Origin of the sequence: Cronobacter condimenti 1330 (assembly GCF_001277255.1) — a bacterium.
Lineage (GTDB): Bacteria > Pseudomonadota > Gammaproteobacteria > Enterobacterales > Enterobacteriaceae > Cronobacter > Cronobacter condimenti.
Map to the genome: position 1 here is coordinate 3,327,705 of NZ_CP012264.1, position 23,488 is coordinate 3,351,192.

The 23,488-nt window shown below is 58.1% G+C and carries 8 protein-coding genes and 1 other RNA gene; 4 read left to right on the plus strand and 5 right to left on the minus strand.

The window, feature by feature from the left end:
- Positions 1–184: 184 nt before the first annotated feature.
- The 5 genes from AFK62_RS15205 to AFK62_RS22905 form a co-directional block, all read right to left on the minus strand.
- On the minus strand, positions 185–1,354 hold the full coding sequence (locus AFK62_RS15205; RefSeq protein WP_007681577.1) for an HlyD family efflux transporter periplasmic adaptor subunit: 1,170 nt from the start codon (positions 1,352–1,354) through the stop codon (positions 185–187).
- Positions 1,355–1,363: 9 nt separating this feature from the next.
- Complete coding sequence (locus AFK62_RS15210) at positions 1,364–3,499, minus strand: type I secretion system permease/ATPase (RefSeq protein WP_053532013.1); 2,136 nt, start codon at positions 3,497–3,499, stop codon at positions 1,364–1,366.
- A 23-nt stretch (positions 3,500–3,522) separates the two neighbouring features.
- On the minus strand, positions 3,523–4,872 hold the full coding sequence (locus tag AFK62_RS15215; protein WP_007681579.1) for a TolC family outer membrane protein: 1,350 nt from the start codon (positions 4,870–4,872) through the stop codon (positions 3,523–3,525).
- Between the two features lie 86 nt (positions 4,873–4,958).
- Complete coding sequence (locus tag AFK62_RS15220; RefSeq protein ID WP_321029373.1) at positions 4,959–15,587, minus strand: Ig-like domain-containing protein; 10,629 nt, start codon at positions 15,585–15,587, stop codon at positions 4,959–4,961.
- Positions 15,588–15,596: 9 nt separating this feature from the next.
- Positions 15,597–17,126: an Ig-like domain-containing protein gene (locus AFK62_RS22905; RefSeq protein ID WP_007681602.1), complete on the minus strand. Its 1,530-nt coding sequence runs from the start codon at positions 17,124–17,126 to the stop codon at positions 15,597–15,599.
- Positions 17,127–17,736: 610 nt separating this feature from the next.
- Here AFK62_RS22905 and ssrA point away from each other — a divergent pair.
- The 4 genes from ssrA (at position 17,737) to AFK62_RS15235 (ending at position 23,488) form a co-directional block, all read left to right on the plus strand.
- Positions 17,737–18,100, plus strand: a transfer-messenger RNA (tmRNA) gene (gene ssrA, locus AFK62_RS21480).
- Positions 18,101–18,304: 204 nt separating this feature from the next.
- Positions 18,305–19,549 carry an integrase gene (locus tag AFK62_RS15225; protein ID WP_050863238.1) on the plus strand — a complete coding sequence of 415 codons (1,245 nt, stop codon included), beginning with the start codon at positions 18,305–18,307 and terminating at the stop codon, positions 19,547–19,549.
- Between the two features lie 346 nt (positions 19,550–19,895).
- Complete coding sequence (locus tag AFK62_RS15230) at positions 19,896–21,677, plus strand: class I SAM-dependent DNA methyltransferase (protein WP_007678436.1); 1,782 nt, start codon at positions 19,896–19,898, stop codon at positions 21,675–21,677.
- Positions 21,677–23,488, plus strand: a complete 1,812-nt coding sequence (locus AFK62_RS15235) for a restriction endonuclease subunit S (protein ID WP_007678435.1) — start codon at positions 21,677–21,679, stop codon at positions 23,486–23,488. Before AFK62_RS15230 ends, AFK62_RS15235 begins: the two co-directional genes overlap by 1 nt.

Sequence of the window (23,488 nt, forward strand, 5' to 3'; positions counted from 1 at the left end):
CGCCCCCTCCCCTGACGGGAGAGGAAGAAAACCCTCGGTCACACTTCACATCACCGCCCGGTTTTCTCTCTCAGAGCACAGGGCCAACAGCCTCAGCCCAATCCATAGCGCGGATAAGCGCAGCGCCATCCGGCAATACCCTTCTCACCAACAGCGCCATGTGCCGCTGGCTATCCCCAACGGTTTACCGTTCTCTTAACGCTTCTTTCACCTTATTGAGCGGCTTGATCAGATAATCGAGCACCGTCTTCTGCCCGGTTTTAATCTCTACATTCGCGACCATCCCCGGCAGGATCGGGAAGCGCTTGCCGTTACGGTTTTTAAGCTCCGCGCTCTGCGTGCGCACATAGACGCGGTAATAGAATTGGTCGCGTTTCACCTCATCCTGCAACGTATCCGGCGAAACCATCTCCACTTCGCCTTTCAAATCACCATAAATAGATGAATCATAAGCGGTAATCTTCACGGTGGCCGGCAGCCCGGGGCGGATATAGGCGATATCGCGCGGGTTAATGCGCGTTTCCACCAGCAGTTGATCTTCCAGCGGCACAATCTCCATCAGTTTGCCGCCAGGCTGGAGCACACCGCCGACGGTCGTCACCTGAATATCCTTCACCACGCCGCGCACCGGCGAGAAAAGCGTGGCGCGATCGAGCTGATCTGCCTTGCCTGCCATTGCCTGCAACTGGGCGTCGAGATCGGCGTTATTTTTCACCTGCTCTTCACGTGCGCGCACCGCAAACTGGTTACGCGCATCATCCATTTTTCCCTTCAGCTCCGCCGCCTGGCGTTGCAGACGAATGACTTCCACTTCACTGGCAGCCCCTTTCGCCACCAGCGGCTGGGTCATGTGCAGCTCCGCCATCACCAGGTTGTACGTTTTTTGCAGGTTTTCTAACGTCTCGTTGAGGTTGCGGCGGCGCGATTCATAAAGTTGTCGCTCGCGGGCCACCAGCGCCGGTTCACGCATTGACTCTTCGCTAAAGCGCAGCGGCTCGCCAGTCAGCTCCGAGCGCAGCCGCTCGCTTGAGGCACGCAATGCACGGGCGCGTGCCGCCGCCTCGCCGTAGTTCGACTGAAACCGCGTCGGGTCGAGCCGCGCCAGCATCTGCCCGCGTTCAACTACGTCACCTTCATGCACCATCAGAGCGTTTACAATACCGCCGTCCAGGCTCTCTATCAGCTGTGCCCGGCTCGACGTCGTTATCTTACCCGTGCCGACCGTCACTTCATCGAGCGTGGCAAACCACGCCCAGACGAAAAACAGCACCAGCGCGCCCAGCGTCAGCCAGATAACCGAGGAGTAAAACCGCCCCTGGCGCGCCAGTTCTTCCTGCATCGTCAGTTGACTCATCAATGCTCCTTACGCCACCGAGGCCACATTGCTGTTACGCTGCGCCTTTTGCAAAATGGCATCGCGCGGGCCATCGGCCACCACTTTGCCGCTCTCCATCACCACCACGCGGTCCACCAGCGACAACAGCGCCGGGCGATGCGTCACCAGCACCAGCGTGCGCCCGGTGAGCCACTGGTGAAGCTGGCGAATAACGTGCGCTTCAAGCTGTTCATCCATCGACGCGGTCGGCTCATCGAGCAGCACGATCTGCGGATTGCGCACCAGCAGACGGCTTAACAGCACCATCTGGCGCTGTCCGCCCGAAAGCCCGCGTCCGCCTTCGTTAATCAGCCGGTCAAGGCTCGCGGCGTCATGCTGCACCATGGAGAGCGCGCCGCTGATGCGCAGCGCCTGTAACAGTTCGGCGTCGGTCGCGTTGGGGTGGCCAAGCATCAGGTTCTGGCGCAGAGTGCCGAAAAAGAGCCGTGACTCCTGCGACAGGTATCCCACCTGGCGGCGCACGTCCATCGGGTCAATCTGCGCCAGATCGACCCCGTCGATGATCACCTTGCCTTTGCTCGCCTGCGCCTGGCCGGAAAGCAGCTTCAGCAGCGTCGATTTCCCGGCACCGACTTTGCCGAGGATCGCCACGCGCTCGCCGGGTTTGATCTCAAGCGATGGCACCAGCAGCGCCTGATCGCCCTTCTCTTTGTCGTAGCTGTATTGCACATCCTGGAACTGATAATGCCCAGCCAGCACCGGGCAGTGCGCCATTTTGCGGCCTGCTTCTTTATCCAGCGGTTTTTTCAGTAGTTCGTTAAGCCCGCTCATGGCGGTTTTGGCATGCTGCCAGCGAGAAAACACCATCGTGAGTTGCATCAGCGGTGCGAGGGTACGCGACGATAACAGGCTACAGGCCACCAGCGTCCCGGTTGTTATCTGCCCGTCAAGCACCAGATAGCTGCCGAACACCAGCATGCCCGCATAAGTTATCTGCTGCACCGTCGAGGCCCAGCCGCTTAAGCGCGCGCCCCAGACGCGCTGCTTCATGCCGATGCTCGCCCCTACGCTGTGGGTGTGCTCCCACTGGCGCTGAAAATAGGGCTCCGCCTGGAGCGCTTTAATATCTTCAACGCCTTCGATCGACTCCACCAGCACCGCGTTGCGGATCGCGCTCTCGCGCATCCCCTCTTTGGCGAGCTTCGCCATCGGCCACTGGATCAAAAGCCCCGGGATCACAATCAGTGGGATCGCAATGAGCGGGATCGCCACCAGTTGCCCGCCCACCAGCGCCATGATCCCTAAAAAGAGCAACACAAACGGGATATCCATCGCCGCGCCGACGGTTGTGGAGGTCAGCAGTTCGCGCACCTGATCGATTTCACGTAATTGCGAAATAAACGATCCGGTGGATTTCGGGCGTTCATCATTTTTAATCGCCATCGCCCGGGCGTAAAACAGCGACGACACATTCAGGTCGATATGTTTGCCCATAATGTCGGAGACATGGGTACGCGCGAGGCGAATGAAAAACTCAAACAGCGCGGCCAGCAGTACGCCAAAGAACAGTACCCACAACGTCGGGAACGACTCCGCCGGAATGACGCGGTCATAGACCTGCATGGAGAACAGAATGCCTGCCAGCGCCAGCACGTTGCCGAGCACCGAGGCGAGCGATATTTCAGCAAGCTTACGCCCGGCATGCCGAAAATGGCGCCAGAACCAGTGTTGCTCGTAAGGTCGGGTGAAATCATCAATGCGCGCATCGCGCCCGCGGGCGGCGATGCCGAGCAGCGCCACTTCAGGCTTTACACGCTCAAGCAGCGTTTCCAGCGGCTCTTCACGCACAAGATCGCCGCCTTCGCTCAGCCAGTAGGTGACCACACCGTCGGCGTCGATGGCTTCAAGCAGCATCAGGCCGCCCTCTTCCAGTTGCACAATGACCGGCAGCGTCTGGCTGTTCCAGCGCATGTTGTTAAGTGGCGTGAGGCGCACCTGCAAGCCCATCAGCGCCGCCAGCCGGTCGAGTCGCGGCGCGAGCGGCAGATTTTCAAACCAGCGCATCTGCTGACGTACCGCGGGCGCGTCGGCGGGCAGGCCAAAACGCCCCGCCGCGCGGGTCATCGCGCGTATCCAGCCTTCGGTATCGGGAATCTGGGACATCACTACTCCTTAAAGCGCCGCGCTCAGAGCGACGGCAGGGTATCCCCGGTCATCCGGGCGCGTTCAATGCCAAGCATGTCGAGCAGGTTATCCACCGCAGCGGCGTAGCGAACCGCGGCATCCCAGGCGTCATAGCGGGCGGTGATAGCGAGCGTGTCGGCCTGAAAAACGTCCTGTTCGATACTCAGTAAATCATTAAGGCTGCGCTTGCTGAGCCGGTATTCATCGCGGTAAACCTCGCGGGCATGTCCGGCGCTGGCTATCTGCTGTTCTCCTGCCCGCTGGCGCTGCTGCGCGCCGGTGAGGTCGGCCCAGGCGGTGGCCGCTTTCTGGTTAATGTCGAGTTTGCTCGCCTCGACATCCGCACGGGCGCTGGCGCGATCGCCTTCGGCGGCCTCAACGCGGGCGCTTACGGCACCGCCCTGATAGACCGGCGCATCCACCACCAGCTGCACCTGATCGTCCCAGTAGTTGGCGTTATCGTTCTGGTAACGCGTGCGCCCGGCCTGCACAGAGACCGTAGGCCAGTGTTGTGCCTGCGCCTGGCGGATGCGCTGCTCAGCGGCGAGCTGTTTGGCCTGCGCGGCGCGAACCGCGTTGGTCTGCTCGTACGCCAGCGATTTCAGCGTGACAGGCTGGCGCAGGAGATCTTCCGGCAGATCGGGCAGCGTTTCGGCCACCACGCCCGTGAGCACGCTTAACGCCGCCTGGGCCGAACGCGCCTGAGCGCGATACTGCTCAAGCGTAGCGTTCATTCCGGCGATGCGGCTCTGCGCCTGTAATACATCCGACTGCGTGCTCAGCCCCGCCCCGGCGCGTAAATCCGCCATGCCCTGCACCGCGCGCAGGGAGGTCAGGTTACGCTCGGCGGCGTCGGCAAGGCTCTGATAACGCCGCACCTGTAAATAGGCCTGCAACGTCTGCATCCCGACCTGGTTTAAGGTGTCGTAAAGCTGGAAGCGGTAGGCCGCAGAGAGGTTTTCCTGCTCATCAATACTGCCGCCGGTTTTGCCGAAATCATAAATCAGCTGTTTGAGGTTCACGCCGCCTGCGGCGTTACTGTTGAGGGAGCCGGAAGAATCAGTGCGATGATTACGCCCGACATTTCCCTGTAAGGAAATTTGCGGAAACCAGGCGCTTTCGGCCTCTTCCAGATTGGCTTTACCCACACGGATTTGTGCTGCCGCCTGGGCGATTTTTGGGTTACGCGCAAAGGCGCGCAAAATGGCTTCTTTAATGGTGAGCTGCGCCTGAAGCTGCTCGCTCGGGGCCGTCTGCCAGGCAAATTCCTCCTGCGAGGCAGCGGGAAAACTCATCATGGCCATCGCCAGCATCAGTGCCAGCCGCCTGTAGCGCATTGTGTTGTTCTGCATCCTGTTTCCACCTTAATAACGCCGTCTGCGCGGCTGGTGATATTGTTAAAATGACGCAGGCGCCTCGTCCCTGAAGCGCCATGGCGTTAGACCATATTGACGTGTAATCCGTGTTGAATGAGAACATCCCCCAGCGTGTTGGTTTGCGAGCTGTTGTGCCAGACATCAAACTGCATGCCGTCCACCTCCCGTTGCCCGCTCACCTGCCACATATCGCCGCTGCCCTTCACCAGATTGACCTGATCGCCATCGACACCTTTAACGAGCAGATCGTCTTCCGGCTTGTTGGTTAAGGTCAGCGCCTGATGCAGATCCAGCGTCAGGCTGTTGGTGCCGGATTTGCCGAGATCGAAGATCTCGATGTGCTGGAGCTTGCCGTCAAGCGCAGTGAGATCGAGCGTGATATTGACGCCATCCAGCACCAGCGTATCGGTGCCTGCGCCGCCATCAAGCGATGCAAAACCGAGCGTTGCAAGATGAATGGTGTCGCTGCCGCTGCTGCCTTGTAACGTGTCACCGCTATGGCTGGTGCCGTCCGCAAAATCGATGCTAACCCCGCCGATGGTGTAGCCGCCCGCCGCGCCTGCCGTGTCATCCGTGGCGGTGTTGCTGTCATCGCTGCTCTTCTCAGCCGTCGCGGCAACCGCCGCGATTTTCGCCGTCGCGGTGGTTTGCTGCGTATCGCCTTGCGTGGCGGTCTGGCTGTTTTCATCAGAGAGCGCGAACAGCGCCGCCTCATGCTCAAGGCTTGCGGCTGCAAAGGTGGCAGGCGGCGTCGTCGAGATAATCTGCCCGCCGAGGCCGACGTTGAGGTAGCCGGTGTTGCCCGCCGCGTCCGTGGCGTAAATATTCAGCACGCTGGTGAGCGACAACAGTTGCAGAATATTCAGCCCAAGGCCGAGGTTGGCCGACCAGTTACCGTTGCTGTCGGTGATGGCCGTGGTGTTGACCGTCCCGTTCAGAAGCGACAAATGCACCACCGCGCCCGCGCCGAGGTTGGTTGAGCCACCACGCAGCGTCAGCCCCGAAGAGAGCAGCGTGAACGGGTTCAGGCTTGCAAGCGGGGTAAACGACAGCGTCGGGGTCGTGAGTTTCACCGTCACGTCGCTGCTGGTGCTATTGACGTTGCCTACTTTATCCGTCACCGACACGCCCACTTTCAGCGCGCCGTTGGTCAGCCCCTGCAGAATGTTGCTGGTGACCGGCAGCGTCCAGGTGCCGTCGCTGCCGACCGTGGCGTTGTAGGAATTAGTGCCTAACGTCACTTTCACCGAGGCGCCGTCCGCCGCGCCGCTGATTTTCCCGCTGAGCGTCTGCCCGCTGCCCGCTTCGCTGACGTTCAGGTAACCATCGTTGCCGAACAGCGAGGTGAGCGAGACCGTCGGCAACGAGTGCGTAATCACGTTCAGCACGCCGCTGGTGGAGGTACTGTTGCCCGCCGGGTTAGTAACGCTGGCGTTGACCGAAAGCGTGCCGTCGAGCAGCCCGCTAAGATCGGTCTTCGGTACCGACAACTGCCAGGTGCCGTCGTTGCCGACAGTCGTGACGTAGTTTTTCCCACCCAGCGACACCCTGACCTGCGAGCCGACGGCGTTGGTGCTGGTGCCGCTAATCGTCTGGGCGCTCAGGATATCGGTGGCGTTCAGGCCGTTATCGCCAAAAAGCGAGGTGATGGCGAGTGTCGGCAGCGCGCCGATATTCACATTGAGCCCGCCGCTGGCGCTGCTGGTGTTGCCTGCCGGGTCGCGCGCGGTGACGCTGACGTTCAGCGGGCCATCGCTCAGCCCTTGCAGCGAAGCCGTTGGTACCGAAACCTGCCAGGTGCCGTCGGCGCGTACGGTCGTGTTAAACGTCAGCGCGCCCAGGGTGACGGTGAGCGCACTGCCCGCCGCCAGGTTGGTGGCAGTCCCGCTGATAAGCTGCGGACTTAACAGATCGCTTAAGCTCAGAATGCCGTCGCCGAAGATGGGGTTAACCGTCACCTGCGGCAGCGCCTGAACTATCGCGCCCACCACCTGCGAGCCGGTCGCCACGTTGCCGACCGGGTCAGTGACGCTGGCGCTTACCGTCAGCGTGCCGTCCTGAAGGCCTTTAAGCGTTGCCGCCGGCACATTCACCAACCAGGCGCCGTTATTGATGGTCGCCGTAAAGGCACTGCCGCCGACATTCAGCGTGACGGTGCCGTTCGCAAGGTTACTGGTGCCGCTAATGACCTGCCCGGCGTTCGCCTCCGCCGCGTTCAGCCAGCCGTCGCCGCCAAAGAGCGTATTGATAGCCACCGTCGGCAGCGAGGTGATCCCAACGACCACCGGCGCGCCGTTGACCGTGGCGGTGTTGCCGTCCGGGGTGGTGATCGTCACGCGCGGCGTCAGCGAGCCTTCCGCCAGCGAGGCGAGATCGGTCGGGTTGAGTTGAATACTGAAGCGCCCGTTGCTGCCCACCGTGCCGTTAAAGGTACGCGCGCCAAGCGCCACGCTCACCGTAGAGCCCGCCGTCGCGTTGCTCACCACGCCGGAAATCGTCTGGCTCACCAGCGCCTCGGTGGCGTTCAGGAGGCCATCGCCGAAGACCGAGAGCGAACTCAGCGCCGGGGCGACCAGATCCAGCGTCAGCGAGCCGCTGGTCGTGGCGGTGTTGCCGTTCGTATCAGTCGCCGTGACGGTAACCGTCTGGTTGCCCGTCGCGATGCCGGTCAGCGCACTTTGCACCGCCCCCGGCAGGTTCACGCTCCAGACGCCGTTCGGGCCGACCGTCGCCGTAAACGCCGGCGTGCTGCCAATCTGAATCGTCAGCGTCTGGCCGGCCAGCCCGGTGGCGGTGCCGCTGAGCGCGCCCTGCAACAGCTCAGGAATACTCAGCGTGCCGTCGCCAAACAGCGACCCGAGGTTAATTGTCGGCAGGTTATTGATCGCAACGTTGAAGGTCGCGCCGGTGGTATTCACGTTGCCCGCGTTATCGGTGACGACCACCTGCAAGGCGGCCTGGCCGTCCGGGAGTGAACCGAACAGCGTGGACGGCAGCGTCGCCGTCCAGCGTCCGGTCTCGTCCACCACCGCTGTCAGGCGCTGGCCTGCAAAGTTAACAATTACCGATGAGACGTTGGCCGCGTTACTGACCACACCGCTGATAGTCTGGTTAACGGTGCTGTCGGCGAAGTTAATCAGGTTGTCCGCGCCGACGATAACGTCGCTTACCACCGGTACATCCGTCAGCGCCAGGTTGATGTCGATGATTTCATTGCGCACGTTGCCGAAGGCGTCAGTGACGTTCAACTGTACCGCAAGCGTGTTATCGACGATGCCCTGCCAGAGGCTCGGCGGGAAATCGACTGAGATCCGCCCGTCGCCGCCCACCAGCACATCCAGCGGCACGTTGATATCGGTGCCGACGAGCGTGGCGGTAACCGTCGCGCCGCGATAGTCGCCACTCAGTTGCCCGGTCAGCGTCTGGGTCACCAGCGATTCTGCCACGTTCAGGATGCCGTCGCCGCCAAACAGATCGTCGACCAGCACACCCAGCCCTTTATTCAGCGCCACATTAAGCGCCACGTTATTGGTCGAGGTGTTGCCCTGCGCATCGGTGGAGGTGATGTTAATGACCTGCGCGCCGTCGGTAAGCGTGGTGAGATCGACTTGTGGGAAGGTGTAATTCCAGTTGCCGTCCTGATCCACGGTTGCCGTTTGCGTCAACGGCCCGAGGCGCAGCGTCACGGTCTCGCCCGGCTCGCCGGTGCCCTGCAGCAGCAGGCCGCCCGCCGCATTCACGGTGTTAAGCACTGCGGGCACGCCCGCGGCATCTACCGTCAGCAGCGGACCATCGGCATTAAGGGTGACCGTACGGGAGTCGGTATCGATGTTGCCCGCCGCATCGGCGAGTGTGGCCGTCACGGTATAGTTGCCGTCTGCCAGGCCAGAAACCACGCTTTGCGGCACGCTGACGCTCCATGCGCCGTCAGCGCCGACCACCGCGTAATAGGTTTCACCGCTGAAGGTGACCGTCACCTGACGGCCCGCTTCTGACGTGCTGGCGGTGCCGCTCAGCACCAGCGGCTGGCTGGCTTCGGTGGCATCAATAATGTTATCGCCCGCAATCGTGCCCACAGTCACCACTGGCGGTACGGTATCGACTGCCACCCTCACCGTCGTGGTGGCTGGCGTGCCGCCATCGGTTGTCGCGATAACGGTATAGGTATCCTGGTTTGGGAATTGCGTAGCAGGCACGTCCAGCGACCATGTACCATCCGGCTGAACGGTGGCCGTGCCGACATTCTCGCCGTTAATGGTGACAGTGACGGTGGTCACGTCGCCAAGCGTCGTCCCCGTGAGTGCGACGGTTTCGCCCAGTTCGCCCGCGTTAATGATGTTATCGCCGGTGACCGGATTAATGCCGACCGCGACGGTTGGCGGCGTGGTGTCTATTGCCAACGGCGTTGAACCTGTCGTCGCTACGTTGCCTGCTTTATCGGTGACCGTCGCGCTAAGGGTCTGATCGCCGTTCGCAAGCGTCGCCAGTTGCGCAGGCGAAAGCTGGAGCGACCAGGTATTGCCGTTCTGTACCGTGGTGGTAAAGGTCTGCCCCGCCAGGCTCACGGTAATAGTCTGCCCCGGCTCCACATTCGTCACCGTCCCCGTGAGGGTCTGGCTCTGCTGGCTCTCCGCCCCGCTCAGACCGTCCCCGCCGAAGGGCGCGTCCACGGTCAACGTCGGTGCCGCCAGCGACACATAGAGCGGGGCCGTAGTGGTGGCGGTGTTGCCCGCACCGTCTACAAGGCTCACGTTTACCGCCTGCAGGCCGTTTGGCACGCTCGTCCAGTCGTCTGCCGTCAGATTCAGCGTCCAGCTGGTGCCGGTAACGGTCACCCGATCCGGCCCAAAGGTCTGGTTGCCGATGGTGACGGTTATCTGGCTGCCCGCAGGTAAATCGCTGGTCAGCGTGCCGCTGATAGTCCCGGCCGCGCCCGCCTCGGTGATATTCACATAACCGTCGCCAAACAGCGGTTGGGTCACGGCGACCTGTGACGGCGTCAGCGCCGCCTGGAATGTCACATCAATATCCTGGCTATTGCCGAAGTTATCCTGCGCCACGATGGTCAGCGTATGGCTGCCAGGCGTCAGCCCCGCCAGCGCGCCCGCCGGCAGATCCAGCGTCCAGTTGCCTGCAGTATCCACACCCGCCACATAGGTCGTGCCGTTCACGTCAATCGTGACCGTGACATACTGGTTGTTCCCGGTGATCCCGGTCGTCCCGCTAAGCGTCAGCGGTCCGTTGGCCTCGCTGATGTTGAGAATCGCATTATCGCCAAACAACGCGGCGGCGGCCGTCGGCGCAGGTAACTGGGTCTGCACGTCAAACGATCCTGGCGCGCTGTCGGTATTGCCGAAAGCATCCCCCACATTCACGGTAAAGTTCTGGGTCGTGCCCTGCGGCAGGCCGGTAAAGGCAGAAGGCGGCAGCGTCACCGACCAGTCACCGTTTGCCTGCACCGTTCCGGTATACGTGTTGCCATTAAACTCAATATTAACGGTCTGCCCTGCCCCACTGACGCCCGTACTGCCGGTAAACGTCTGGGCGACGCTCGCCTCGGCATTGTTCAGCGCGCCGTCGATAAACGGCGTAGTGATAGTGGCATCCGGGATAGTGTTAATGCGCGATTCAAAGCTGTCGGTGCCGGTGTTGGTATTGCCCGCCGTATCGGTCACGACAACCGCGACCGGGACAGTACCGTCCGGCAGGGCAGTGAGTGTGGCGGGATCAAGCACCAGCGACCAGCTACCGTCAGCGTTGACCGTCGCGGGCACCATCGTGCCGTTATTCAGGCTTACCATGACGGTGTCGATACGATCGGCGGGCAGGCCGGTGGTACCGGTGAGCGTTGCGCCCTGCGCCGCCTCACTGGCGTTCAGGATGCCGTCGGTAAAAGGTGTGGCGACAACAGGCGTCGGGAGCGGATCGGCATAGACGACAAAGTTAGCCTCCGGGCTGGTGGCAGAGTTGCCCGCGCGGTCTGACGCGGTCACGGTGATCGTGTGATTGCCCTCCGCCAGCGCGCTGAGCTGCGCAGGCGTTAGCGCCACCGTCCAGTTGCCGTTGTTATCGACCGTGCCGGTAATTGCCGCGCCGCCATCGATGCTGATTTGCACCGTCTGGCCCGCGCCCGTCACGCCGGTACTGCCGGTAAGTTGCTGCCCCAGCGCCGCCTCATTCTGGTTGATAATGCCATCGCCAAAGAGCAGATCCGGCACGGCGGCGGTCGGCGGCGTGCGCAGCACATCCACAGAGACGCCCGCCGTCGCCGGGTTGCCGAATGCATCCTGCGCGGTGACGGTCAGCGTGTACTGGCCGTTTTGCAGCGACGACAGTTCATTTGCGCCGACGTTAATCGTCCATGCCCCGCCTGCACCGACCACGCCGTTTAGCGTGACGTCGCCCAGGGTGACCGCAATCGCCGTACCGGCCACAAGCCCGGTCGAGGTGCCGCTGATGGTGCCGCCGTTCTGGATCTCTGCGAGATTAATCAGGCCGTCGGTGAAAATCGTACCGAGCGCGACGGTCGGCGTGGTGTCATTACCAACGGTCACCGGCAGCGGCTGGCTGTCGCGGTTGCCGGTCGGGTCGGTCACCGTGAGCGTCAGTTCCTGCGGGCCATTCTCCAGCGCCTGCAGTTGCGCAGCCGGAATAGTAATACTCCAGTTGCCGTCGTTACCCGCCACCGTCTGATAGGTCTGGTCGCCGACCGTTAATTCCACCGTCGATCCTGCCGTCGTGGTGCCGCCGATGGCCTGTTCGGTCAGGGATTCACTGACGTTCAGGATCCCGTCATCCAGGAAGCTGCCGGGGTTGATGCCGGTTGCGGGCAGTGAGGTATCCACCGTGACATTACCGGTATCGGTCGCAGGGTTCTGCGCCGCATCGTTCGCCGTAACCGTGACGGTATAGCCGTCATTTGGCAGGTTCGCGATAGCCGATGAGGGCACCGTGACACTCCACAGGCCGTTGGCATCAGTGGTGCCCGTGTAGGTGACGTTATTAAACACCACGCTGACAATCGTGCCTGGCGCGAGGTTGGTCGAGGTGCCGGAAATGGTCAGATCCTGGCCGCTCTCCTGGCTGTTGATGATGTCGTCGCCCGCGATGGGGTTCAGCGCCACCTGCGGCTGCGAGCCAGGCTGTGCGGCAAAAGTGACCGGGTACTGAACAAACGCCTGATTGCCGGAGGCATCGGTGACCGTTACGCCAATAATCTGCTGGCCATCCGCCACCTGCGCCAGCGCGCTCGTGGGCACGGTGGCAGTCCAGGTGCCGTTCGGCCGGACTTCCGCGCTGTAGCTCTGGCCGTTCAGGGTGACGGTCACGAACTGGCCCGGCTCCACGCGGGTGGTCGTCCCGGTGATTTGCAGGGGCGACTGCGCCTCGGTGGCGTTGATGAAGTTATCTGTCGCGACGGTGTTAACCGTCACCAGCGGCGCATTGGCCGGAGAGGCATCCAGCGTCAGCGAGACGCGCTCGCTGGTGGTGTTGCCCGCCGCATCGCTAACCGTTGCGATGACGCTGACCGGGCCGTCCGGCAGCGTAGTGAGCGCGCCCGCAGGCAGCGTCACGCTCCAGGTGCCGTCGCTTTGTACCAGCGCGCTGTAGCTCTGGCCGCCAATCTGCACCAGCACCGTTTGTGGGTTAACCGGATCGTAGGGGGTGGCACTGCCGCTGATGGTGAGCGGCTGCGCGGCTTCGGTGGCGTTAACGATGTTATTGCCGGTGATGTCATCAAGCGTCAGCAATGGCGCGGTGAGATCCACCGTGACCGTGCTTTGCGCCACGTTCTGGTTGCCCGCCGCATCGGTCGCGGTAACGGTGAGCGGCGCATCGCCATCTGTCAGGCCCTGTAGCGCCGCTGGCGGCAGCGTAACCGACCAGTTACCACTGCTGTCCACCACCGCGTTATAAGAAGCGCCGCCAAACTGAACGGTCACCGTTTGCCCCGCGCCGCTCACGCCGGTGGAGCCGCTCAGCGCGCCGCCTGTACTCACTTCCGCCGCGTTGATAATGCCATCGGTAAACGGCGTGTTGACGGTGACATTCGGCAGCGCCGTGGTGATGATGGTGAAGTTCTGATTACCCGAGACAACCGCGCCGTTTTCATCGGTGCCGGAGACGGTGAGTGTCGTTTTGCCGTCGCTGATATCCAGCGCGTCGGCACGCGGCACGGTGACGCTCCAGCCGCCGTCCTCACCGGTTGTGGCGGTGTACTGTTTGCCGTTGAGCGTAATGGTCAGCGTCGTTTGCGGCGCGAAGTTAACGCTGGTGCCGCTCAGTACCAGGCCATTCGCTATTTCGTCCAGCGAGACGCGGTTATCGCCAGTGATGGGGAATACCGTCAGCGCGCTGATATCGGTATCAACGCTAAAGCCGCGATCGAGGCTCACGCTGTTGCCTGCCGCATCGCTCACGCCGACGGTCAGGGTATAGTCGCCGTTGGTCAGGCCCGTTAAGGCGCTGGCTGGCACATCCGCTTCCCAGCGCCCTGCGGAGTCCACCACGCCAGTGAAGGTGTCATCGCCAAGCGTGATGGTGACGGTTTGCCCGGCGGTGACGTTAGTCGCGGTACCCGTAAGCGTTACGCCGCTTGCCCGTTCGCCCGCATCAATCACGCCGTCGCCGCCTACCGGGTCGACGGTCAGCAGCGGCGCACGCGCCGGATCGACCGCCACCGTAACCGGACGTGTAGCCGTTGAGCTGTTCCCCGCCGCGTCGGTGATCGTGACGCTAAACTGCACCTGGCCGTTTGGCAGCGCCTGCAAATCCGTCGCCGGAATATCGACCGACCATTCGCCGTTCGCGCCGGTAACGGTGGTGTTGTAGGTTTTGCCGTTTAGCGACACAACAATGCTGTCGCCCTGCGCGGCTCCTGCGGCGACCCCGGAGAACGGCTGCGCCTGGCTTGCTTCGGTGATGTTCAGCGCGTCATCCTGCGCAAACGGATTGAGGGTCAGCGTCGGTGCCTCGACATCCACCGTGAAATCGACCGTCCGGGTCTGACTGTTGCCTGCCGCGTCGCGCACCACGATTTGCAGCGGCACCGGCGAATCATTGCCGGTGAGGGCATCGAGCGCCCCGGAAGGCAGCGTTAGCGACCAGTTGCCGCTGGCATCCACCGTCCCCTGATAGTTTTGCCCGTTGAGCGTGACGGTGACCGTCTGGCCTGCGCCTGTGCTGCCGGTAGTGCCGGTCAGCACCTGATTCACGCCCGCCTCCGCCTGGCTTAGCGTGCCGTCGGTAAACAGCGGATCGGTGGTGATATTCGGCAGGTTATTGATGATAACGGTCAGCGTATGGCTGTCGCTGACGCCGCCATTTTGCGCGGTGGCGGTCACCTCATAGGGGCCATCCGGGAGCTGTTGCAGCACGGCTGCCGGCACCGTGGTCTGCCAGTTGCCGCTGGCGTCTACCGTCGCGGTATAGGTTTCGCCGTTAAGCGTGACGGTGATTTCGGTGTTGGGCGCAAGCCCGGCGCTGGTGCCGTTGATGGTTAACGGTGAATTCGCTTCTTCACGGTTAATAAAATCGTCCACCGCGATGATGCTGATGGCAACACCCGAGGCAGCGTTATCGACCGTAATCGGCGCCTGGATAGTCTGCGTCTGGTTCCAGGTATCGGTGATGCTCACCTGAATGGCGTTTGCGCCGTTTGAAAGCCCCTGCAACACGACCGCAGGTACGTCAACGCGCCAGTTGCCCGCCGCGTCGACAGCCGCGGTGGCGCTCCAGGCACCGATAGCGACCGTGACCAGACTGCCTGGCTCGGCGTTGGCAACGCTGCCCTGCAACGGCTGTGCGGTTTTGATTTCCGCCGCATCCAGTACGTTATCACCGGTAAACGGCGTGACGGTGACGGATGGCTGCGCGGTTTTCACCGCGATGGCATCGGTCACCGTGGTGGTGTTGCCCGCCGCGTCTGTCGTTGTCACGACAACCGGACTGGTGCCGGGCGGTAACTGACCGAGATCAGCGGCAGGCAGCGTGATTTGCCAGTTACCGTCGCTGCCGGTCGTGGTGGTGTAGGTCTGACCGTTGAGCGTCACCGTGACCGTCTGCCCGGCTTCAGAGCTGTTGCCGGAGAGCACCTGATCGGTCGTGAGCTCCTGGGCGTTCAGCTTGCCATCGTCCGTCAGCGTATAGAGCGAGAGCGCAGGCGGGGTGGTATCAACCGTGACCGTAGCACTGCTGCTTGCGCTGTTGCCCGCCCCGTCCGTCACGGTGACCACAACCGGCGTCTGCCCGGTCGGCAGCGTTTGCAACTGTGAGGCCGGTACCGTAATGCTCCAGCCGCCATCTGCGCCTGCCGTTGTGGTGTAAGTCTGGTTGCCAAGCTGGACGGTGACGGTCTGGCCGCTGCCACTGACGCCCGTGTTGCCGGTAAGCGTCTGGCTCTGCTGGAGATCTGCGGCATTAAGCGAGCCGTCGCCAAACGGCGTGGCGATAGTCGGCTCCGGCAGGTCATTAATCGCGACGGTTATTACCCGGTCAGCCGTGGCGGTCGCCTGCCCTGCGGTGACCGTCGCCGTGACAGTGCGCGGGCCGTCGCCCAGGGAGGCCAGATCGGCTGGCGGGATCACCACGCTCCAGTTACCGGCGCTGTCGAGCACCGCGGTGTACGTTTTTTCGTTGAATGTCACGATGACCTGCGCGCCCGGCGCGGTCACGGTCGTGATGCCGCGGATCTCAAGCGGCTACGACGCCTCTGCCGCATTCAGATAATCGTCGGTGGAGAGAATGGCTATCGAGACGGACGGCGGGGCACGGTCTACAACAATAGTATCCGTGACGGTGAGCGGCGTGCCGGTGCCGTTCGGTACGCTGACGGTGAGCGCTGCGTTGCCGTTGGCAAGCGCCTGGAGATCGCCGCTCGGGAGCGTGACCTGCCAGGTGCCGTCACCGCCGACGGTCGCGTAATAGTTCACGCCGTTCAGGGTGACGGTGACGACCGCCCCCGCTGCGATATTTTCAGTGGTGCCGCTCAGAATCTGATCGTTGCCAAGCTCGGCGCCATTCAGCGCGTTATCTGCCGTGAGCGGGTCGAGCGTCAGCGCGGGCTGGTCAAGATTGACCGTAAAGCGCGTTTCGCTGCTGCTGGTGTTGCCCGCGAGATCGGTAATGCTGACGTTTAGCACATACTCCTGACCGTTTTGCAGCGCCTGAAGATCCGCTGCCGGAATGCTCGCCTGCCAGCTGCCGTCCGCGCCCACGGTCGCGGTATACGTTTTCCCATTCAGAGTGATGGTGACGGTCTGCCCTTCTTCCGCCGCACCGGTAAAGCCGCGCAGGATCTGATCGGTCGTCGTCTGCTCGCCGCCCAGCGAACCATTGGTAAAAGGAATGAACTGTAAGGCGGGTGCGACGGTATCGACGTTGATATCAACCGTCTGGCTAATCGTGTTGCCGTTTACATCGACAAGCGTAATACCGATGGTATTAAGCCCTTGCGGCAACGCTTGCAGGGCGCTTGCCGGGAGCGTCACGCTCCAGCTGCCATCCGCGCCGATAACAGCGGTGTAGGTATTGCCACCAAGCGTGACTGTAATGGTACGGCCCGCGTTGGCAGCGTCCACCACGCCGCTCAGTATCTGGTCTTGCAGCACTTCGCTGCTGTTGAGCACGTTATCGTCGGTCAGCGGATCGAACGCGATTTCTGCCGGGTCCGGCGTTTCGCCGCCGTTGTCGCCACCGCCGTTGTCCCCGCCCCCATTATCACCGCCGCCATTGTTGTTATTGTCGCCGCCGCCACCACCGCTGTTGCTGGCGGCGATCGCCACACCCGCGATAGCGCCAACCGCCGCAATGCCCCCCAGCACCTCAAGCGTGGTCAGCCCTTCTGCACCGGTGAGCGCGCCAAGCGTGGTATCCGCCATGGAAGGCACAATCGCCTCGGCCACCGCCGGGCCGGGTTCAGAGGCAAACGGGAACAGCGCGTGATGCACACCTTTGTCATCTTCAAAAATAAGCTCGCTATGCTGGCCTTCGGCATCAAGTAAGAAGAAATGCTGGTAGCGCACCGTTGTCCCATCTTTCATATGGACAATCAGGTCATTCCCCTGCCGTTCGTAGAAATTAACCGTTTCGGGAGAAGCGTTTATTCTCACAATGCTGGTCTGGGATAAATTGACGACCCGGTCCGCATTCTGGGAATAATGGGTAATCACGTCTCCGGTATTCTGGTTGAGAATATCCACGGTAGGCGAAAGACTATTTTGAACGGCCATTCTTCATTTCCTCTGACTGGGGAAGCAAGCTGCGCTGCATAAGCGTCTATTAATGGACACTTATGGATTACCCACGCCGAACAGGGCGACGCCGGGGAGATACGTTTTCCCGAAATGTGTTGCAACAATTGTCAAATCAATAAAAAACAGTGAGTTAATCGCAAGCTAGGCGGTTTATATGTACAAATACTTAACAAAATGTATAAGCAACACGGTGCGGTTTGGCAAAGAAAACATAAAAAAAAGAGCGCTTGCGCAATATATACGCGTGGTCTACCCCAGTTAATGGGCAGCTAAGTCACGGAAAATAAAAAAGTGCCAGTAGCGTTATTACTCTGCTTTGCAATCATCAAAAATGAATTAATCATCCTATTCTTAAAGAATCGTAAAAATATATTCTATTTTTTATTTCCTTTTTATTTACCAGGAATTCTGGGGTTATTTGCTCGTACATTCTTTAAGCGCAGCGGCAATTTCGTGAGGCAAATCACCTTGTGTTGTAACTGCATCCACAGCAATGAAAATGCGCAAAAAAGCAGCACCCGGACGACGAAACGATATGGACTGGTCACGCGTGGGTAAACTCTGTTATACTCAGCGGTACACTTTTGGGGCTGATTCTGGATTCGACGGGATTCGCGAAACCCAAGGTGCATGCCGAGGGGCGGTTGGCCTCGTAAAAAGCCGCAAAAAAATAGTCGCAAACGACGAAAACTACGCTTTAGCAGCTTAATAACCTGCTTAGAGCCCTCTCTCCCTAGCCTCCGCTCTTAGGACGGGGATCAAGAGAGGTCAAACCCAAAAGAGATCGCGTGGATACCCTGCCTGGGGTTGAAGCGTTAAAACTAATCAGGCTAGTCTGGTAGTGGCGTGTCCGTCCGCAGCTGCCAGGCGAATGTAAAGACTGGACTAAGCATGTAGTACCGAGGATGTAGGAATTTCGGACGCGGGTTCAACTCCCGCCAGCTCCACCAAAATTCTCCATCGGTGATTACCAGAGTCATCCGATGAAGTCCTAAGAGCCCGCACGGCGCAAGCCCTGCGGGCTTTTTTGTGCCTTGAATTTGTCCCGCGAAGTCTGATGCCAACTAATTAAATCCGAACCTTTTAGGCACCTTGTTAGGCACCTCATAAAGCTTTATTGTTTTTGAGGTGCCTAAAACTATGGAAACCCGGCAATGGCAAGACAAACCAAACCTCTATCCGTTAAAGAAATCGAATCTGCTAAACCCAGGGAAGCGGACTACGTTCTCTATGATGGTGATGGCCTTGAGCTACTCATCAAATCCAGCGGGAGTAAAATCTGGCAGTTTCGCTATATTCGCCCTGTCACCAAGAAGCGCGCGAAGAAGAGCATCGGCCCCTACCCATCAGTTACCCTTGCCGATGCCAGAAACTATCGGGCAGAGTCTCGCTCACTCCTCGCGAAACAAATCGATCCACAGGAGCATCGGCAAGAACAACTTCGCAGTTCGCTGGAAGCCAAAACCAATACTTTCCAGCTCGTGGCTGAACGTTGGTGGAATGTGAAGAAGGCCAGTGTGACCGAGGACTACGCAGAAGATATCTGGCGCTCTCTTGAGAGAGATGTTTTTCCTGCGATTGGCGACGTCAGCGTTACAGATATTAAAGCTCATACACTGGTTCGGGCCGTTCAACCTGTTCAGGCCAGAGGCGCACTGGAAACCGTCCGTCGCCTTTGCCAGCGCATCAATGAGATCATGATCTATGCCCAAAATACGGGGCTGATTGATGCGGTACCCAGTGTCAACATTGGCAAGGCCTTTGAGAAGCCGCAGAAAAAAAATATGCCAAGCATTCGACCGGATCAGCTACCTCAACTGATGCAGACGATGCGAACAGCCAGCATTAGCCTTTCCACACGCTGCCTGTTTATGTGGCAACTTCTTACCATTACCCGCCCTGCCGAAGCAGCTGAGGCTCGCTGGGACGAAGTAGATCTGAAAGCGCGAGAATGGAAAATTCCCGCATCACGGATGAAAATGAACCGTGACCATACTGTCCCATTATCAAATGAAGCAATAGCTGTGCTGGAAATGATGAAGCCATTAAGCGGCAATCGAGAATTTATCTTTCCCAGTCGTATCAAGCCCAACCAGCCAATGAATAGTCAGACCGTTAACGCATCGCTAAAACGCGCAGGTTTTGGTGGGGTGCTCGTTTCACACGGGCTGCGATCTATTGCAAGTACAGCCCTTAATGAGAAAAACTTCCCTCCAGATGTGATTGAGGCGGCATTAGCCCATGTGGATAAGAATGAGGTTCGTCGTGCTTATAATCGTAGCGATTACCTTGAGCAACGACGAGCGATGATGCAGTGGTGGGCTGATTTTGTCATGGTGGCAGAGCGTGGAAGTACCATTGAGGTAGGGACAAAAGGAATGCGTTTAGTGGGGAGCTAAGCACAGTTCAGACTTTTACTCTGAACTTGTTAACACAGTACATTTCATTCCAGTAACTGCCAGAGGTGGGTGTTTTAAATCTCTATTCAGGTGGTCAAATTCAGTAAACCGCTACAAGCCAAGGCTATACACGAAAGGTTTGCTAAGCACGGGAGCAAGACATAGTAGATGCCAAAGTGTTAGAGTTTCCACCTTTTGAACGATTTAATAGTAAAATACAAATCCTGCGGGGCATTTTTGGTAGTGTAGAGCAGCCCCCAAGCCATACTGGAACAGGCGTTCTACAAAATCGTTGAACCAAAACAGGCTTGATTAAATAATAGGCCCTCGACAAGCGAATAGTAAGATGAATCTCAGCAGCACAATTAAATCCATTCAGGATATCATGCGCAAGGATGATGGCGTCGACGGAGACGCACAGCGTCTTGGTCAGCTAACATGGATGCTGTTCCTCAAAGTGTTCGATCAACGAGAAGAGGAATGGGAGGAAAGCGACCCAGCGTATAAATCCCCTTTGCCAGAAAAGTATCGCTGGCGTAACTGGGCTGCCTATAAAGCAGATGTTGACGGCAAAAAGAAACCACAGATCATCGGTAGTGAACTGATCAATTTCGTTAACAACGAGTTATTCCCGACTCTTAAAGAAATTGATGCCAATAAGAGCCCCCGGCACAAAGTGATCCGTAGTGTTTTTGAGGATGCTAATAACTATATGAAATCCGGCCCGCAAATGCTGGCTGTGATCGAGAAGTTAGAAGAGGCTATCAATTTTCACGATTTTACCATCCGCGCCAATATTGGTGATGTGTACGAGCAAATGCTCAATGACCTGCGTGGCGCAGGTAATGCTGGGGAATTTTATACGCCGCGTGCTATCACGGCCTTTATGGCGGATAGAGTCAACCCACGCCTAGACAAGCGTGAGACAGTCATGGACCCAGCCTGTGGAACAGGCGGCTTCTTGACCGCCGCAATAGACCACTTCCGCAATCAACTCGCGATAATGAAATCATCGCATCCTGAGGACAAGCTAGCTATTGAAAAACTGATCCTCGGCATAGAAAAGAAGCAGTTGCCGCACCTGCTCTGCACCACCAATATGCTATTGCATGGTATTGATGTGCCTAGCCAGATCGAGCACAAAAACACATTAGGTACCAGTTGGAATGAATGGGGTGACAACGATAAGGTTGACTGTATCATTACCAATCCCCCATTCGGTGGGTATGAAGATGATGGAGTGGGCAGCGACTATCCTGCAGACCTGCGTACCCGTGAAACCGCCGACATGTTTATGGCGCTCATCATTAAAAAGCTACTGAAGGAAAATGGTCGCGCCGCAGTGGTATTACCGGATGGATTTTTATTTGGCGATGGCATCAAAAGCACGCTGAAAAAACTACTACTGCGCGACTGCAAATTGCATACCATCATCCGCTTACCGAAAGGTGTTTTTGCGCCGTATACTACCATCAAGACCAACCTTCTGTTTTTCACCAAAGGCAACTCGGTGGACAATGGCACTGAATACTTCCACACCGATACCATCTGGTTTTACGAGCACCCCTATCCACCAGGTTACAAAAGCTACTCCAAAACCAAGCCCATCCGGCTAGAAGAATTTGAATCCGAGCGAAATTGGTGGGGTAGCGAGGCCAACGATTTTGCCGACCGGGTAGAAAACGAATTCGCTTGGAAGGTGGATTTCAAAGCCAAACGTGAGCAGGCTGAAACTGATGCGCAACCGCATTGGCAACTCGCAGAAATGCTCAACAACAAAGCTAGAGAATTGGATTGCCGCATCCGTGATTTGCGCGATTCTATTAAAGGTGTCAGCGATAAAATCCAGCGTCAAGCTGTTGAAGATGATATTGAAATTTTACGCTATGAAAGTGAGGGCCTACGCTTAAAAGCACGTGATGCCCAAGCGGTTGGTGATGGCCACTATTGGCCAATTTTTAATCTTGACCTTAAAAACCCTAATGTACCAGAAGAGGAATCCATTGATCCTGAAGAACTTTTGATTAAATACAAGAAGTTGTTGGGAGAGATTGAAGAAACAGAAAATCAGCTCAAAAGCGAATTAGCCGCAGCCTTGGCTCATCATTTTTCTGGTGAGGATGTTTGATGGACGCGAAACAATTTTTGGCTGAATTTGGACATATTGCTAATGCACCAGGTGGTGTAACACGACTACGTGAACTAATTTTTTCCCTTGCATCTGATGGCAAGTTGATTCCAGACTGCGAGCTTATAGAAAAAACTCACTTAGACAAAGTGGCCGACTTTGTAATGGGTCAGGCCCCCCCTGGAAATGAATGCAATACAACGGGCAAAGGGACAATATTTGTCAAGACCGGTGAGTTCGGTGAGCTCTATCCAATTGTTCGTGAATGGACAACAAAGCCACTGAGGTTTGCCAAGCAAGGTGACGTATTAATTTGCGTAGTTGGTGCAACAGTTGGGAAACTAAATCTTGCGATTGACTGCGCGATTGGTCGAAGTGTAGCGGCGATTCGCCCCCGCGATGGATTGAAAACCAAATACTTATACTACATGTTGATGTCGTTTACGTTACAACTTCGCAGTGGTTCGCGTGGTTCAGCACAAGGAGTCATAGGCAAGTCGGAGCTTTCGTCCGTGAAGCTTAGGGTTCCGAACGATAACGAACAGTCTCGCATCGTCGCCAAAGTCGATGAGCTGATGGCCTTGTGCGACAAGTTTGAAGAGCAGTTGCAATGTCGTCGTAAACTTCAAAACGCATTGCGTCAATCAATCCTGCAGGCTATTGCCAGGGCCAACAGCGCGCAGGAACTGCAAACCAACTGGATGCTCCTTGCAGACAACTTTGGGTGGCTGTTTCGTACACCAGAGGATATTGCCGAACTCAGAAAACTGTCTTCAGAACTTGCTATTCGTGGTGTACTTGATACTTACAGCGGGCCAACCAACGAATCAACAGTTGATGTCTATTTGGCTGAATTAGGGAGAAAGAAGTCAGGCAAACGATTCGCAAAATCTATTCAACCGGACGAATTATTTTCACTGCCAAATGGATGGCGCTGGGTTCTGTTAGAAGATTTGTTGTCTGATTCAGAATCAGGATGGAGTCCCAAATGTGAAGCAGAACCTCGCCGTGAAGGTGAATGGGGGGTGCTTAAAGTTAGTGCCGTGACATGGGGAGTTTTCGATCCGAACGAGAACAAACGCCTTCCGCTATCGCTTGAGGCTAGAACTGAGTGCGAAGTAAAGCCTGGCGATTTCATTCTATCCCGTGCAAATACCGCCGAATTAGTTGCGCGCAGTGTTTGCGTGCCTGATGGCTGCCCAAAGAAGCTCTTAATGAGCGATAAAATTGTCCGTCTGAATTTCCTCGACAATGATCTGAAACCTTGGGTAAATTTGGTCAACAACTCGGAAGTTGCTCGTTTTTACTACAAGGAACGAGCAACTGGCACTAGTGACTCGATGCGCAATGTATCACGCCAAGTTATCCATGAATTACCGATTCCTCTCCCTTCTCTGAGAGTGCAGGAGCGAATTTTATCTACCTTAAGTCGCTTGCTTCAATATTGCGACTCATTAGAAAAGCAGGCAGCTTCTCGCATTAAACTGAGCACACAACTTGCGGCAAGTACCATCGCGAGTCTCACCGGAATCGCAATTGAACATGAAGAGGAACCCATGAAAGCCCCTCAAACCGAGCTGATCTCCTTACTACGTTTGGGCGCAGCGCCCGACATCAAAGATCAAGCCCCGCTTGCCACCATTCTGGCCCGTCATAATGGTGAAATGAACGCCAAGGATTTATGGCAGCGATTCAACGGTGAGATTGATGCCTTCTATGCACAACTGAAAACTGAAGTGGCCAACGGCTGGATTAAGGAACCGACTCCTGCCGAAGTTCGTGAAAAACCAGATAACACGGTGGGTGCTTGA

Bases quoted from the DNA above. Each gene is read 5' to 3' on its own strand.
- AFK62_RS15205 (WP_007681577.1), bottom strand. From the start codon at position 1,354: ATGAGTCAACTGACGATGCAGGAAGAACTGGCGCGCCAGGGGCGGTTT.
- AFK62_RS15210 (WP_053532013.1), bottom strand. From the start codon at position 3,499: ATGTCCCAGATTCCCGATACCGAAGGCTGGATACGCGCGATGACCCGC.
- AFK62_RS15215 (WP_007681579.1), bottom strand. From the start codon at position 4,872: ATGCAGAACAACACAATGCGCTACAGGCGGCTGGCACTGATGCTGGCG.
- AFK62_RS22905 (WP_007681602.1), bottom strand. From the start codon at position 17,126: ATGGCCGTTCAAAATAGTCTTTCGCCTACCGTGGATATTCTCAACCAG.
- AFK62_RS15225 (WP_050863238.1), top strand. From the start codon at position 18,305: ATGGCAAGACAAACCAAACCTCTATCCGTTAAAGAAATCGAATCTGCT.
- AFK62_RS15230 (WP_007678436.1), top strand. From the start codon at position 19,896: ATGAATCTCAGCAGCACAATTAAATCCATTCAGGATATCATGCGCAAG.
- AFK62_RS15235 (WP_007678435.1), top strand. From the start codon at position 21,677: ATGGACGCGAAACAATTTTTGGCTGAATTTGGACATATTGCTAATGCA.